Annotated in this window: 11 protein-coding genes; 8 read left to right on the top strand and 3 right to left on the bottom strand. The window is 64.5% G+C overall.

What is annotated here, in order from left to right; all coding sequences use genetic code 11:
* Positions 1–418: 418 nt before the first annotated feature.
* Positions 419–2,608, bottom strand: coding sequence for a lytic transglycosylase domain-containing protein (locus IVA88_RS20215; RefSeq protein ID WP_247498952.1), 2,190 nt, complete (start codon positions 2,606–2,608; stop codon positions 419–421).
* Between the two features lie 329 nt (positions 2,609–2,937).
* Here IVA88_RS20215 and IVA88_RS20220 point away from each other — a divergent pair, with 329 nt between their 5' ends.
* From IVA88_RS20220 to IVA88_RS20245, 6 genes are all read left to right on the top strand, one after another.
* Positions 2,938–4,677 (top strand): adenylate/guanylate cyclase domain-containing protein, encoded by a 1,740-nt coding sequence (locus IVA88_RS20220; RefSeq protein ID WP_247498953.1) that lies wholly within the window; start codon positions 2,938–2,940, stop codon positions 4,675–4,677.
* A 104-nt stretch (positions 4,678–4,781) separates the two neighbouring features.
* Positions 4,782–4,958, top strand: coding sequence for a hypothetical protein (locus tag IVA88_RS20225; protein WP_247498954.1), 177 nt, complete (start codon positions 4,782–4,784; stop codon positions 4,956–4,958).
* 152 nt (positions 4,959–5,110) lie between these two features.
* Positions 5,111–5,323, top strand: a complete 213-nt coding sequence (locus tag IVA88_RS20230) for a hypothetical protein (RefSeq protein WP_247498955.1) — start codon at positions 5,111–5,113, stop codon at positions 5,321–5,323.
* An 81-nt stretch (positions 5,324–5,404) separates the two neighbouring features.
* Complete coding sequence (locus IVA88_RS20235) at positions 5,405–5,662, top strand: hypothetical protein (protein WP_247498956.1); 258 nt, start codon at positions 5,405–5,407, stop codon at positions 5,660–5,662.
* Between the two features lie 1,542 nt (positions 5,663–7,204).
* Entirely contained in the window at positions 7,205–8,929 is a 1,725-nt protein-coding gene (ilvD, locus tag IVA88_RS20240) for a dihydroxy-acid dehydratase (protein WP_247498957.1), read from the top strand.
* Positions 8,916–9,740 (top strand): tetratricopeptide repeat protein, encoded by an 825-nt coding sequence (locus IVA88_RS20245; RefSeq protein ID WP_247498958.1) that lies wholly within the window; start codon positions 8,916–8,918, stop codon positions 9,738–9,740. The genes ilvD and IVA88_RS20245 overlap by 14 nt, the downstream gene beginning before the upstream one ends.
* Positions 9,741–9,755: 15 nt before the next feature.
* On the opposite strand, the gene xth is transcribed toward IVA88_RS20245, so the two are convergent.
* Complete coding sequence (xth, locus tag IVA88_RS20250; RefSeq protein WP_247500362.1) at positions 9,756–10,553, bottom strand: exodeoxyribonuclease III; 798 nt, start codon at positions 10,551–10,553, stop codon at positions 9,756–9,758.
* A gap of 133 nt (positions 10,554–10,686) precedes the next feature.
* Here xth and IVA88_RS20255 point away from each other — a divergent pair, with 133 nt between their 5' ends.
* A complete protein-coding gene (locus tag IVA88_RS20255) occupies positions 10,687–13,017 on the top strand; it encodes an ATP-binding protein (protein ID WP_247498959.1) in 2,331 nt (776 codons plus the stop codon).
* 9 nt (positions 13,018–13,026) lie between these two features.
* Here the strand turns inward: IVA88_RS20255 and erpA are convergent, their stop codons facing one another.
* Entirely contained in the window at positions 13,027–13,356 is a 330-nt protein-coding gene (erpA, locus tag IVA88_RS20260; protein ID WP_247498960.1) for an iron-sulfur cluster insertion protein ErpA, read from the bottom strand.
* 150 nt (positions 13,357–13,506) lie between these two features.
* Between erpA and IVA88_RS20265 the strand changes: the two genes are divergently transcribed.
* Positions 13,507–14,715 carry a deoxyguanosinetriphosphate triphosphohydrolase gene (locus IVA88_RS20265; protein WP_247498961.1) on the top strand — a complete coding sequence of 403 codons (1,209 nt, stop codon included), beginning with the start codon at positions 13,507–13,509 and terminating at the stop codon, positions 14,713–14,715.

Genomic DNA, 14,715 nt, shown 5'->3' on the forward strand with positions numbered 1-14,715 from the left:
GGCAGGAGAGGACACGACCTTGAGATTCATGCTCATCAATCATGGACGACCCAGCCATGGCGCCACCTGCAGCGCGTGCGCCCAGCCATTGGGCGCGAGTTACGTCCGGCATGTGTCTACGCGACGGCGTTATTGCGATACGGATTGCTACCGTCGCCATCAAATATCGGCCATGGGAATGCTCTGGCCTTACCACAGTTCGCTCGAGACGATCACGGCGCTGGCGGCCATTTCGAGCTGGAGCTGGATGATGCAGATGAGCGCGCTCTCGCGCTTGCTGACCGAGCCATATCTGCGCGCACAGCCTTCTGACAACGGAAGGCGGTGATGGCCAGCCGAACAATGCTGGCCGCGCAGAGAAGCCGGCCGCAGTTACTGCATCAAGCCTCGCGCCGCGTCCAGCCCCGGCGTTGCGAGGCTAGGGCGCAGGGGCTGCGGCCGATGCCGTAGGTGCCGCGCTGACTTCATGCGTCGTGACACGCTGCTCGGACTTCGCCGTGGCGAGGCCGCTGCCCTCGAACCGGGTGCGGTAGACCAGCACGTTCTCGATCACGCGCTGGACGTAGTTGCGTGTCTCCGACAGCGGGATGCGCTCGACCCAGTCGACCGGATCGACCTTGGGGTCCCTGGGGTCGCCGCGCGCCTGCACCCATTCGCGCACGCGGCCACGGCCGGCATTGTAGCCGGCGAAGGTCATGATCTGGTTGCCGCGATATTCCGAAAGAAGCGCGCTGAGTTCGGCCGCGCCCATCTGGGTGTTGTAGACGGGATCGGAGACCATCTTATCCCAATCGTAGGTCAGGCCGAAGCGCTTTGCGGTGTCGCGGCCTGCTTCCGGCGTCACCTGCATCAGCCCGACTGCGTTGGCGGCCGATTTGTCGCGCTGATCGAACGAGCTTTCGGTGCGTGCCACCGAATAGATCACGCTGGTCTCGATCGCGGGCGCGACCTGCTTATGCTCGGGAATGCCGATGGTCGGGAAGGCGTAATGATCGAGCGCGAGCCCGCGCGCCAGCGCCGACTTGCCGACCTCCAGCATCACGCGTGCATCGTTGCGCCGGCCGGCGAGCTCGCCGAGCGCCTCGAGCGCCGCCACGTCGGTACTCTCCTTGGCGAAATCCTCGGCGTAGTAAAACACCATGTCGCGCTCACCGACGCCGTAGAGCATGTCGGCGGCGCGCACGCGCTCGTCCGCGGGGCGCGTGTCGGCTGCTGCCAGCACGGGCGAGGGCGCGCGCAGCTCGATCCGGTCCATGCCGAGCCTGGCGCGGGCGAGCTGGCCGTAATAGGCGGTCGGATAGCGCGCCGCTGCCTGATAGCTCAGGCGCGCGTCGGCCGTCGCGTTCATCGCCTCGGCCGCGCGGCCGCGCCAGTAATGCGCGCGCGACAGCGCGATCGGATTGGCCGAGCCTTCGTCGATCGCGGCGAAATGCATCATCGCCGCCTTGGGATCGTCGAGATAGCGCAGCGCGATCCAGCCGCACATGAAGTGATAGTCGACGCGGTAGACTTCCATCGCGGGCACGGCCGCCGAGCGCACCACGTCATAGGCGGTTTTGAACTTGCCCTGGTCGAGCAGCTTTCGCGCGAGCAGGCGGCGCTCGCGCCACCAGGCGTCGGTGTCTTGCGCCGCCATCGTATCGGGCGCGGCGGCCAGGATCACCTCGGCCGCGTCGTCGATGCGGTCATTCTGGAGATGCCATTGCGCGCGGCACAGGACATAGCCGAGGTCACGGCGCGCATCGGCCGAGACGTCCTCGAGGTAGTCCTTGGCCTTGTTGGCCTTGCCAGTGACGGCGGCGCAGGCCTTGACGATTGCGAGCGCATCCTCGCCTAGCCGCTTGGCGGCGCGTCGCGCGCCGGCGTAGTCCTTGGCGCCGAGGCGCTTGTCCATGCGGGCGCGATGATCCTCGGCCCTCAGGAGATCGCGAAACGCTTCGTAGGACTCTTCCTCGCTGCGCTCGGACAATTCATCCGTGCGCCAGGCCTCGCGCACCAGACGTGCGGCCCTGTCGCTGTCGCCCTCCGTCAGCAGCACGCGAGCGAGCGCGAACTTGCCCTTGGCGCTGGTCGGCCGGTCCATCGTGAATTTGTGCACGGTCGCCGCGTCGGCCTTCTCCTGCCACAGCCGCGCCTCGGCACGGCGGCGGAGCAGGGCGCTGCTCGGCCAGTCTGGATTGGCGGCGAGGAAGGCGGCGTAGCGCTTGAAATTCGCCGTGCTCTCGGAATGGCGCAGCATGAACCAGTCGGCGAGTTTCTGTCCGGCAGGGTCGGCAATGCGGTCGCGCGCCGCGCTCGCATCTTCGGTCTTGCCCTTCCGGGCGAGATCAATGGCGTCCTTCAGCGCGGCGAGATCGCCGCTCGGCGGCGGGGCTGCCGGCTTGTCCGGGGGCGCGTCGTCCGGCTTCTTCGACTTGCGCTTGGCCTCGGCATGCTTGCCGTGGCGCGCCTTGCCGGCGGAGGCATGGCGCTGCTTGCCGGTTTTCGCCTCATGCGTCTTCTTCGGCGCGGACGATTTGTGACTGCTTTTCGCTGCCAGCTCATTAGGGATGAAGGCCAAAGCGGCCACGGCAACGACACACGCGAGCGAGCGTAGGCACTGGTTCATTCGATGGTCCCCCCGCGAAACCACTACAAACCAAGGTCCGCGACGACATGCGGCTTGAGAATCAAGGACGACACCAAAACGATGCCACGACATCGTTTCGCATTCCTCACGCTCGTTTAACAATGCGGCAAAATACGGATTGGAGCGCGGGAACTTTGGCAACGGAGAAAAAGGGGCAGGCTTCTTGACCTTCTGTTAGCAAATTGCACTCGCGCGACGGTTGCAGACGCTTGGAGGCGCCTCGAAGGGCCAGATTGCGCGTGTTCCGCCGGTCAAATCCGGTGTATTGAGTTCCCTCAAGCCGTCCTTTCAGCCTTTGCCCCACACCCATGCCGCTCTTCAACCAGTCGATCCGGCGCAAGATCGTCGGGATCGCCCTCGGATTGATCGTCCTGATGCTGGTCACCTCGATCCTGTCGATGGTGATGTCGAGCCAGGTCGGCGTCCTCCTTGACGAGCTGACCAACCGCTACATCCCGGCCTATGGACATCTGGCGCGCGCCAATATCCGCTCGCTGGAGCGGGCTCTGGCATTGCGGCGCATGGTCATGACCAGGATGCAGTCGCCGTCGGACGAAGAGGCCTATGCGGCGCGCCTCCGCGAGTTCGAGGAAACCGACCGCAGGATCGAAGAGGAGGCCGAGAGCGCGCGCAAGCTCATCAACGCGATTATCGACGATACCAGAACGACCTCCGACAATGCCGCGCTGGCGCGGATCGAGATCCGCATCGAGGCCGCCGTCGCCGACCTGCGCCGCGAACTGAACGAGGACCACGCAAAACTCCTCAAGCAGGTCGATGGCAAGCAGATGACGGAAGCACGCGGCACGTTGGAACATCTCGATCTGCTGCGCGATCAGTTCAATCAGAAGATCGATGCGATCCGCGCCGACATGCTGAAGCAGGTATTTGCCAGCACATCGCAGGTGATCGGCCGGCAGGGCCAGGCGATGATCATTTCTGGCATCGTGACCTTGCTCGCGGCGATCGTCGGATTCGTCTTTGCGCTCCTGGTCAGTAGCGGCATCACGCGGCCGGTGCGGCTGTTGCTGGCCGGCACCCGCGAGGTCGAGGCGGGCCGGTTCGACAAGACCATCAATGTCTCGACCCGGGACGAGATCGGCGAACTGGCCGCCGCCTTCAACCGCATGATCGAGCAGTTGCGGCACAACGAGCGCATCCGCGAAACCTTTGGCCGCTACATCGATCCGAAGGTGGTGCAGGGCCTGATCGACCGGCCGGAAGTCGCCATCGACGGCCAGCGCCGAGTCATGACCATCATGTTCTGCGACATGAGCGGCTTTACCTCGATGAGCGAGGGCATGACCCCGCGCGGCCTTGTCAAGGTGATGAACCACTATTTCACGCTGATGTCCGGCCCGATCAGGAGCAACCGCGGCATCATCGACAAATATATCGGCGACGCCATCATGGCCTATTGGGGCCCACCCTTCATCGAGGAGGACGACGAGCCGGCGCTGCTTGCCGGCCTTGCCGCCATCGAGATGGCCGACCAGGTGCCCGCGCTGCAGAAGCAGTTGCCGGATCTGCTGGGCATCCGCGCCATGCCGGCGCTGTGCGATTTGCGGATCGGCATCGCCACCGGCGAGGTTCTGACCGGCAGCATCGGCTCCGAACTCATGATGAGCTTCACCGTGATGGGCGATGCCGTGAATCTCGCCTCGCGCCTGGAGGCCGTCAACAAGACCTACGGCACTCGCATCCTGATCTCGCAGGCGACGGCGGACGCGATCGGCTCGCACCTCGAATTGCGCGAGGTCGATCGTCTTGCGGTCGCCGGCCAGAGCGCGCCGCAAACGATCTTCGAGGTGATGGGCCGGGCAGGTGTGCTCACGGCCGCGCATGAGAGCCTGCGTTCGCACTACGCCGAAGGCCTCGGCGCCTATCGCGCCCGTCGCTTCGAGGAGGCCCGTGCCGCGTTCAACGCGGCGCTGGAAGCCGTCCCCGGCGATGGCCCCTCGCGCGCACTGCTCGCCCGCATTGCGCAGTTCGCGGCCAACCCGCCGGACGAGCGCTGGGACGGCGCCTGGCGGCTGGAGCAGAAATAGCCGGCCGTGCGGAAAAATTGATTCTACTCGATAACGATGTTCGCCGTGACCTATTTCCCGGGCTTAGGTTTGATGTCCTTGAGGCGTTTGATGGGGATACGCCGATGACAGAACTTGAGGACAGGCTGGAGCGGTTCGAGACGCTTACCGCCGAATGCGAGCTGATCGCCAAGCTTGCCACCGACGGTACCAAGCGGGCATTTTACCAGAAGCTTTCGGAGCAGTACCGCCAGCTGGCGCTGGACATGCGGCAGGCGATCGCGAGCAAGGCGGCGGCCTGACGCCGGCTGCAACCCGTTCTTAACACTTCGCGCGCATCCTCAATGCAGATGCGGAGAAGCTTGTTGTGATTCTCCGCTGTGGGAATGCCGGGCTCGTTGCGGTGCAGCGCGCCTGATGGTCATTGTTTTGTCGTGCCTCACAGGGCCATCCCATGCGCCTCCTTGCGGTCATCATGTTTGGACTCATGACGGCAGCCTGCAACCAGGAGCAGGACATCACCGGCTCGACCCCGGTGTGCGCGATGCGGACCTACACCTCCTTCAATCCCCGCGACATGAACCAGTGCGTCGCCGCCTGCAAGGCGTGCGACCACGGCAACACGGTTACCTGCACCACGTCGTGCACCCTCAAGGGCGCCCACTGAGCCGCGTCGCTTTGTGGGTTCACCGGAACGATTCACATGGATTAATCATTGAAGGACGGGCAGGACGCGGAGTCCTTTGGAATGGGTATGCTCGATCCCGGTCGGTTCCTGGTGTCATGCTCGCATTGCGCGGCCTGGCCGATGGCGGCCAATGTGAAACGTTCGAGCTGGTCTGCATCCCCGCACGAGGTCCGTTTCGTGTGCCCGCGCTGTCGCCGCGAGGAGACCGCGATCATCTCCGCCTCCGGCGAGCTGACGCCGATCCGGCGCGTCGACGTCCCGCCGCGCGACGTCACCGCCGCCTGGGCTCAAGCCCAACGCGCAAGAGGGCGGGCGTAGCCCGCCCGTCAAAGGGGTCCCGCTGAGCGCGCAGGCCGCTGCGAAAGCCAACACATCATGCGGCCCGCGCGGTTCGAGCGTGTAGAACAGCAGCATCGCACCGACCGACAGCAGTCCGAAGATCGTGATTGCGTCCATCAGCCGGCCGGCAGCTTCGGCGTCTTGGCCCCGAGGGCGTGGGAGACTGGGGGCTCCGTGATTTCAGATAGCACCTTGATGTGACTTTCACGATGCCGTCGCTGTGACCCGTCGGGCAAAACACCTGCCATTTCCGGACACGTCCGTGTCAAGCCGGCGCGCCAAAAACATTCCGCTTTACCGAAATTCGGAATTGGCGTATGTGTCGCCCATCCCGGCTCACCCAAGAGGGGCGATCGTACGTCGTCACGATATGCGAGCCGGGCTTGCGGTGGACGCGGCAGCGTCGGGCGCGAAAGGCGTTGGGCAGGGCGGATTGCTCTCCGTGAGCCCAAGGCGTCGCGCGGACGGACGGCGCTGTCAGGTTCGTCTCATCACCAGGTCGACGGCAATGTGCACAAAGTCGTCGAAACCGGTGGCGAAATGGCGGGCCGTGCGTACGGCAAAACCGTGTGGTCCTGGCCGTCGTTGCTACGGTCAAGCTCTTGCGAGGCGGCATTCGCGTCAACCGGCGCGGCGTCCGCGACTTTCGCGAAAGCGAGGGAGGCCAAAAGGAACTCGGCTCCCGGGAGAGCACGGCATAAGCCGTAAAGCCACTGCGCAGGGAAGGCCGAGTGATTGGCTACACCTGTATGCTGCTGTGCGGTTTTTTCTGCGTGTGCTTTTCGCGCAGCGGACCGCGGGTGCCAGCCGGCACCCGGCCTTCCCTGCGCCTTCTTGGACAGAGGGTGAAGCGATGAAGCAAAGCTCGGGCGAAATGCGCCGCGAGAATGCGAAGGTGTGTCTGCAATTCAAAATGCGAACTGGAAGAGTGGCGCTGCTGCCCCATACTCCGTCATTGCGAGCGCAGCGAAGCAATCCAGAGTCTTACCGCGGAGGGATTCTGGATTGCTTCGCTGCGCTCGCAATGACGATGTGAGAGAATGTGCGCCACACTTTGTTCTCGTGTCTCAGACGCAGCGCAGAGCCCGTGCGGTGCTGAGCCATGTCGCCGCATCGTACCCTTGGCTCTGCGCAGCAATGGTGCGCGTGCAGCGCGTCCGGGACACGCGGCGCCGACTCACCCTGGCTGCCCCCGTCATCACGCCGAAAGTGGATGCATGGCACGCGTCGAAAAATCTCAAGTTGTGGATCGTCCTTCCAGCGAGGGTATCCCAGTAAGCTCGCCCCGTGTCCTCCGGGCCACGATTGTGCCGTCCACGCAACACTCATCGCGGATTTAACCCTCATCTCCGTCCATTCGCATCAACGCCGCTTTTTAGCCACACCCGAACATGAATAAAATCATCCAAATGTTTTAGCGGCAGCGGTGGTCCTGGAAGGCGACGGGAAATCCCAAGGTCGATTCAAATCTTGGTTTTGATTTTTCGGGTCTGAAAGGGTTGGCCGGGAAACTGGTTTGCGATGGACGCCAAGACCAACATCAAGCAGAGGCTGCCGAGCCGTCACGTGACGGAGGGCCCTGCGCGCGCGCCCCATCGCTCCTACCTCTACGCCATGGGTCTGACCACCGAGCAGATCCACCAGCCCTTCGTCGGCGTCGCCTCGTGCTGGAACGAGGCCGCGCCCTGCAACATCTCCCTGATGCGCCAGGCGCAGGCGGTGAAGAAGGGCGTCGCATCCGCCGGCGGCACGCCGCGGGAATTCTGCACCATCACCGTCACCGACGGTATCGCCATGGGCCATGACGGCATGCGCTCCTCGCTGCCGTCGCGCGAATGCATCGCCGATTCCGTCGAACTGACGATCCGCGGCCACGCCTATGACGCTCTCGTTGGCCTTGCCGGCTGCGACAAGTCGCTGCCGGGCATGATGATGGCGATGGTGCGTCTCAACGTGCCCTCGATCTTCATCTATGGCGGTTCGATCCTGCCCGGCAATTTCCGGGGCCAGCAGGTCACCGTGCAGGACATGTTCGAAGCCGTCGGCAAGCACTCGGTCGGCGCGATGTCGGACGAGGACCTCGACGAGATCGAGCGCGTGGCGTGCCCCTCGGCAGGCGCCTGCGGCGCGCAGTTCACCGCCAACACAATGGCGACCGTCTCCGAGGCGATCGGACTGGCGCTGCCGTACTCGGCTGGTGCTCCGGCGCCCTATGAAATTCGCGACGCCTTCTGCATGACCGCGGGCGAGCAGGTCATGGAGCTGATCGCCCAAAACATCCGGCCACGCGACATCGTCACCCGCAAGGCGCTGGAGAATGCCGCCGCCGTGGTCGCCGCGTCCGGCGGCTCGACTAATGCTGCACTGCACCTGCCGGCGATCGCGCACGAGGCCGGTATCAAGTTCGACCTGTTCGACGTCGCCGAAATCTTCAAAAAGACACCGTACGTCGCGGATTTGAAGCCGGGCGGCCGTTATGTCGCCAAAGACATGTTTGAAGTAGGTGGCATACCGCTTCTGATGAAGACGCTGCTCGACAATGGATTTCTCCACGGTGACTGCATTACCGTCACCGGTCGAACGATCGCCGAAAACCTCAAAAGCGTGAAATGGAATCCGCACCAGGACGTGGTGCACCCGGCAGACAAGCCCATCACCGTCACTGGCGGTGTGGTCGGTCTGAAGGGCAATCTGGCGCCAGAAGGTGCGATCGTGAAAGTCGCGGGAATGTCCAACCTCAGGTTTACCGGTCCGGCCAGGTGCTTCGACCGTGAGGAGGATGCATTCGAGGCCGTCCAGCAGCGCACCTACCGCGAAGGCGAAGTTCTCGTGATCCGCTACGAGGGGCCGAAGGGCGGTCCCGGCATGCGGGAAATGCTCCAAACCACCGCGGCGCTGACCGGCCAGGGCATGGGCGGCAAGATCGCGCTCATCACCGACGGCCGCTTCTCCGGCGCCACCCGCGGCTTCTGCATCGGCCATGTCGGGCCGGAAGCCGCCATCGGCGGCCCGATCGGGCTGCTCGAGGACGGCGATATCATCGAGATCGACGCGGTCGCCGGCACCCTTAACGTAAAATTGAGCGACCAGGAGCTTGCCCAGCGCAAGACCAAATGGAGCGCTCGCGCGACTAACCACACGACGGGCGCGCTCTGGAAATATGCTCAACAGGTTGGACCAGCGGTCGGTGGGGCAGTGACCCATCCGGGCGGCGCGCACGAGAAACAGTGCTATGCGGATATCTAGGCGTACCGTAGTTGCGTTTGTGTTGGGGGCTACCGCGCTGGCCGCGCCGGCGCTCGCCTTTGACGGCGCGCCCGTCAGCCAGAAGGATGCGACCATCCCGGTGGTCACGACCTTGCCGGGTGTCGCAGGCAAGGTGCGCAACGTGCCGCCGGCGGTCGTGACCCAGGAAACCTCGCTCAGCGCCCTGCAGTATGCCGCGGAGGGTGGCCACCCCATTGCGCAGTGGAAGCTCGGCCGCATGTACGCCAATGGCGACGGCGTCGCCCAGGACGATGTGCGCGCGTTCGAGTATTTCACCCGTATCGCCAACGCGCATGCCGAAGACAGCCCGTCGGCGCCGCAGGCGCAGATCGTCGCCAACGCCTTCGTCGCGCTCGGCCGCTATTATTTGAGCGGTATCCCGAATTCGAAGGTCAAGCCGGACCAGGAGCGGGCGCGGGAGATGTTCTCCTATGCCGCGTCCTATTTCGGCAATGCGGATGCGCAATACGATCTCGCCCGCCTGTACCTGAAGACGCCGGACGCTTCGCGCGAGGATTTCCGCTACGGCGCGCGCTGGCTTGGGCTCGCCGCGCAGAAGGGCCAGCACGAGGCCCAGGCGCTGCTCGGCCAGATGTTGTTCAACGGTGACCGCCTGCCGCGGCAGGCCGCGCGCGGCCTGATGTGGCTGACGCTGGCGCGTGACAGCGCAGGTAGCGACGAGACCTGGATCAAGGAAAACTACAACCGTGCCTTCGCAAAGGCCTCCGACGACGATCGCGCCATGTGCCTGCAAATGCTGGAGCAATGGGTGCAGGGTCGCCGGGAGTGATTGGTTGAGGCGGCCTCACGCCGCCTCAAGATCGAGATCCGCCCACACCGGCACGTGGTCCGACGGCTTCTCCCAGCTGCGTACATAGCTGTCGATGCCGACATTGGCGAGCCGGTCGCTGGCCTGTGGCGACAGCAGCAGGTGGTCGATCCGCAGGCCATGGTTCTTCTGCCAGGCGCCGGCCTGATAGTCCCAGAAGGTGTAGAGACCGGGCTCGTCGGTGACGGCCCGGAGCGCATCGGTCAGGCCGAGGCCGAGCAGGGACTGAAAACTCTCCCGCGTCTCGGTCTTGAACAGGGCGTCCTCGGTCCAGGCGGCAGGGTTATGGACGTCGCGGGCATGCGGGATGACGTTGAAGTCGCCTGCGAGGATCAGCGGCTCCTCGGTCTTGAGGCGCTCTTTCGAATAATCAAGAAGTCGCGACATCCATTTGAGCTTGTAGGGATATTTCTCGGTCCCCACCGGATTGCCATTGGGCAGATAGAGGCAGGCGATGCGCAGCACCCCGCGCTTCAGGGTGACCACGCCTTCGAGGAAGCGGGCATGGGCGTCCTCGTCATCGCCGGCCAGCCCCGATTTGGTCTCGTCGAACCGGAGCTTCGAGAGCAGGGCGACACCGTTGAACGTCTTCTGCCCATGGGTGACCACGTTGTAGCCGAGCGCCTCGATCTCCAGCCGCGGGAAGGCCTCGTCGACGCATTTGATCTCCTGGAGGCAGACGATGTCCGGCTGGCACTCCTTCAGCCAGGTCAGCAGCAGGTCGATCCGCTGCCGAACCGAGTTCACATTCCAGGTGGCTATTCTGATGGTCATCATGGCGGCTCCGGGCAGGGGCCATGGTTAGAACAAACTGCAAACGCGCCCGTCAAGGCGCCCGCAAAATCTCCCACAAAATTAACCCGGCTTAAGTCGGGCCTGAGCCATTGATACCGAAAAGGTTTTTCGAATGGGACGGCCGGCCAAATCCATGAAGCGAACCGAGCCCCGCGACGGCCTGATCGGCGCGTTCCTGTACTGGCTTGGCGGCTACGAGATCGAGGACGGCCTGACCGCCGGTCTCAGCGAGCGCGAGCTGTGCCGCATCCGCGCCAAGCAGATCGACGCGGTGACGCGGCTGATCCCGGTGACGATGGCCGTCACCATGCTCAACGTCGCCGTCGTGCTGATCTTGTTCTGGGGCCGGGGCTGGAACGACTTTCTCGCGATCTGGGGCATGACTCTCGCCGCCACCGCCTCGCTCGCGGTGCGCGCGTGGCGGCGTTCGCATCAGAACCCGCCGCAAGAGGCTACCGCGCGCGCTGCGCGGCAGATGTTGCGGCAGGCGCTTTTCCTCGCCGCGATCTGGGGCACGCTGCCGCTCGCCCTGTTCAGCCGCATCGAGCCGACCAGCCAGCTGGTTCTGGCCTGCCTGATGGTCGGCATGATGTCCGGCGGCGCCTTCACGCTCTCGACCTTCCCGCGCGCCGGCCTCGTCTATCTCGCGACGACGACGATCGCCTGCGTCGGCGCCTTGCTGTTGTGCGGCACCGGGCCTTACCTCGTGACTGCCGTGTTCCTGTTGCTGTTCGCGTTCTTCATGGCGCGCAACATCGTCTCGCAAGGCAATCTGTTCCTCGGCAATCTCAAGGCCCAACTCGAGCTCGAGCGCCAGACCGAAATCATTTCGCTGCTGCTGAAGGATTTTCAGGAGAACGCCAGCGACTGGCTGTGGCAGACCGATGCCGAAGGGCATCTGATCGACGTGCCGGAGCGCTTCGCCGCCGTCGCGCAGCTGCCGCTTCCGCTGCTGAAGGGCTCGCATTTCGCCGATTTGCTCGACATGCTTTGCCCAGATGACAAGAGCGCGGCCTACAACGTCGTCGGCCTGATGGAGCACGCCGAACCGCTGCACGAGATGAACCTCAAGGTGGTCGCGGGCGGCGAGGCGCGGCTGTGGTCGCTCACTGCAAAGCCGGCCTACGACCGCGACGGTCAATTCCTCGGCTATCGCGGCTTTGGCCGCGACGTGACCGAACGCTGGCGCGCGGAAAAGGCCGAGGCCGAGAGCCGTGCCAAATCGAATTTCCTGGCGGTGATGAGCCATGAGATCCGCACGCCGATGAACGGCGTGCTCGGGCTTGCCAGCATGCTGCTTGAGACAAAACTCGATCCGGAGCAGCACGAGGCCGTCACCACCATCCGCGAGTCCGGCGACAATCTCCAGCGCATCCTCAACGACATCCTCGATCTTTCCAAACTCGAGGCCGGACGCTTCGCGTTCGAGGTGATCGACTTCGCGCCGCAGGCGCTGGTCGAAGCAGTGGCGACCGTGGTGCGCGCGGGCGCCAAGAGCAAGGGACTGCCGATCAAGGTCGAGCTTGATCCGAACCTGCCGCCGACGCTGCGCGGCGACGTCGCGCGCATCAGGCAGGTGCTGCTCAATCTCGCCTCCAATGCGGTGAAGTTCACCGATGCAGGCGAGGTGACGATCGCAGCCGTCTGCCAGGCCCGCCGCGATCTGCTCGCCACGGTCGAATGGAGCGTGACCGACAGCGGCATCGGCATCGCCGCCGAGAAGCTCGGCCAGCTCTTCTCTGACTTCGCCCAGGCCGACGCCTCGATCAGCCGCCGCTTCGGCGGCACCGGGCTTGGACTTGCGATCTCCCGGCGCATCATCGAGCAGATGGGCGGCACCATCGGTGTCACCTCGACGCCGGGCGAGGGCTCGACCTTCCGCTTCACGCTGGTGCTGCCCTGGAGCCAGGCGCAAGCATCCGACCACAACGCAGACCGCGACGAAGCCGACGACCTCAAAACCCACATCGCAAATCTCGACCGGCCGCTGAAGGTGCTGGTCGCGGAGGACGATGCGGTCAACCGCCTGGTCGTCAGCAAGATGCTCGGCGCCTTCGACGTCGAGCTGCGCGTCGTGACCGACGGCGTCGAGGCCGTCGAGGCGGTTGCCGAGAGCGATTACGACGTCGTGCTGATGGACGTGCGCATGCCTGAGATGGACGGCCTTGCTGCGACGCGTGCGATCCGCTCGGAGGGCGGGCGCTTCGAGGCCCTGCCAATCATCGCGCTGACCGCCAACGCCTTCCCGGAAGACGTCAGGATCTGCCGCGAGGCGGGCATGTCCGACTTTCTGGCAAAACCGTTGCGCAAGCCCGCGCTGGTCGCGGCATTGCTGCGCGCGCTGGACGGCCAATTGGTGTCGGAGGACGTACCGCTTCAGCCCGAGCAGATGCCGGTCGAGGCGGACTGGACGGACGAGGAAAGGCAGATCACCGGCGCTTAGCCGGCGGCGTCAGATCGAGAAGCTGGTCCCGCAGCCGCAGGACGCCGTGGCGTTCGGATTGTTGACGCGGAACGAGGCGCCGATCAGATCGTCGACGAAATCGACCTGCGAACCCGCCAGGAACGGCTGCGAGGCGGAATCGACCAGCACCACCGCATTGTCCTGCTCGATCACGAGATCATCGTCCGTGCGGGCACGGTCGATGTCGAACTTGTACTGGAAGCCGGAACAGCCACCGCCTTCGACGGAGATCCGCAGCATCGCGCCAGACCCTTCGCCCTTGAGGATCTCCCCAATCCGGCGTGCGGCCTTGTCACTGATGGTCATGTCAGTCGTCATCGCTCGTCTCCGATACTCCCGGGGTCACACCGAGATCACTTGGAGGACAGTTGCCAATAAGGCCCTTTGCCCAATTCAGTTGGTATCCCGCCTCCGGCATAGTTAAGTGCCACCATACGCAGAATCAAATGGATAGGGACTAAATTCGCCGTGTCCGTCGGAATGGCTGCCCCCCACGCGTCCTATGCCTGCGATCCCGAGCGCAGCCGCGGCCGGCTGGTCCCGGAGCCGCCGAGCCGGACCCGTAGCCCGTTCCGGCGCGATTGCGACCGGGTGATCCATTCCACCGCGTTCCGCCGGTTGAAGTACAAGACCCAGGTGTTCGTGTTCCACGAGGGCGACCACTACCGCACCCGGCTGACCCATTCGCTCGAGGTGGCGCAGATCGCCCGCGCGCTGGCCCGGCAGCTCGGGCTGGACGAGGACCTCACGGAAACCCTCGCGCTCGCCCACGATCTCGGCCACCCGCCGTTCGGGCATGCCGGCGAGCGGGCGCTGGACGCCTGCCTGAAGGATTTTGGCGGCTTCGACCACAACGCCCAGACGCTGCGCGTCGTCGCCGCGCTGGAGCATCGCTATCCCGAATTCGACGGGCTCAACCTGAGCTGGGAGTCGCTGGAGGGCATCGTCAAGCACAACGGTCCGCTGATCGATCGCAGCGGCGCGCCCGTCGGGCGTTATCGCGAGCACGGCATTCCCGTCGGCATCGCCGATTACATCAAGACCTACGATCTCGAATTGTGGAGTTTCGCCTCGCTGGAGGCACAGGTCGCTGCGATCGCCGACGACATCGCCTATGATGCCCACGACATTGACGACGGCCTGCGCGCCGGCCTGTTTCACCTTGACGACCTCAAGGTGATGCCGCTGACCGCGGAGATCATCGCCGAGACTTCTGCGCATTACCCCGATCTCGAAGACGTCAGGCGCGGCGCCGAGCTGGTCCGCGAGCTGATCTCGCACCTGATCGGCGCGGTGTTCTCGGAGGCGCAGAAGAACCTTGCAGCGATGAAACCGCAATCCGCCCAGGACGTGCGCCAGCAGAGCCGGGCACTGATCGCGTTCCCCGCCGACGTTGCCGAGGAGGAGGCCGCCATCAAACGCTTTCTGTATCAGCACATGTACCGCCACAAGCGGGTCATGCGGGTGATGGCCGAGGCGGAACAGATCCTGTTCGACCTGTTCGCAAAATACCTCAAATCGCCCGGCGAGCTGCCGCCGGAATGGTTGGTCGGGGCCGAGGCCGACAATGAAGGTGACAAGGCCCGCCGGATCGGCAATTTCATTGCCGGAATGACCGACCGTTTCGCCCTGACCGAGCACCAGCGGCTCTTTGACTCGACCCCGGATTTGCGTTAG

Origin of the sequence: Bradyrhizobium sp. 149 (assembly GCF_023073915.1) — a bacterium.
GTDB lineage: Bacteria > Pseudomonadota > Alphaproteobacteria > Rhizobiales > Xanthobacteraceae > Bradyrhizobium.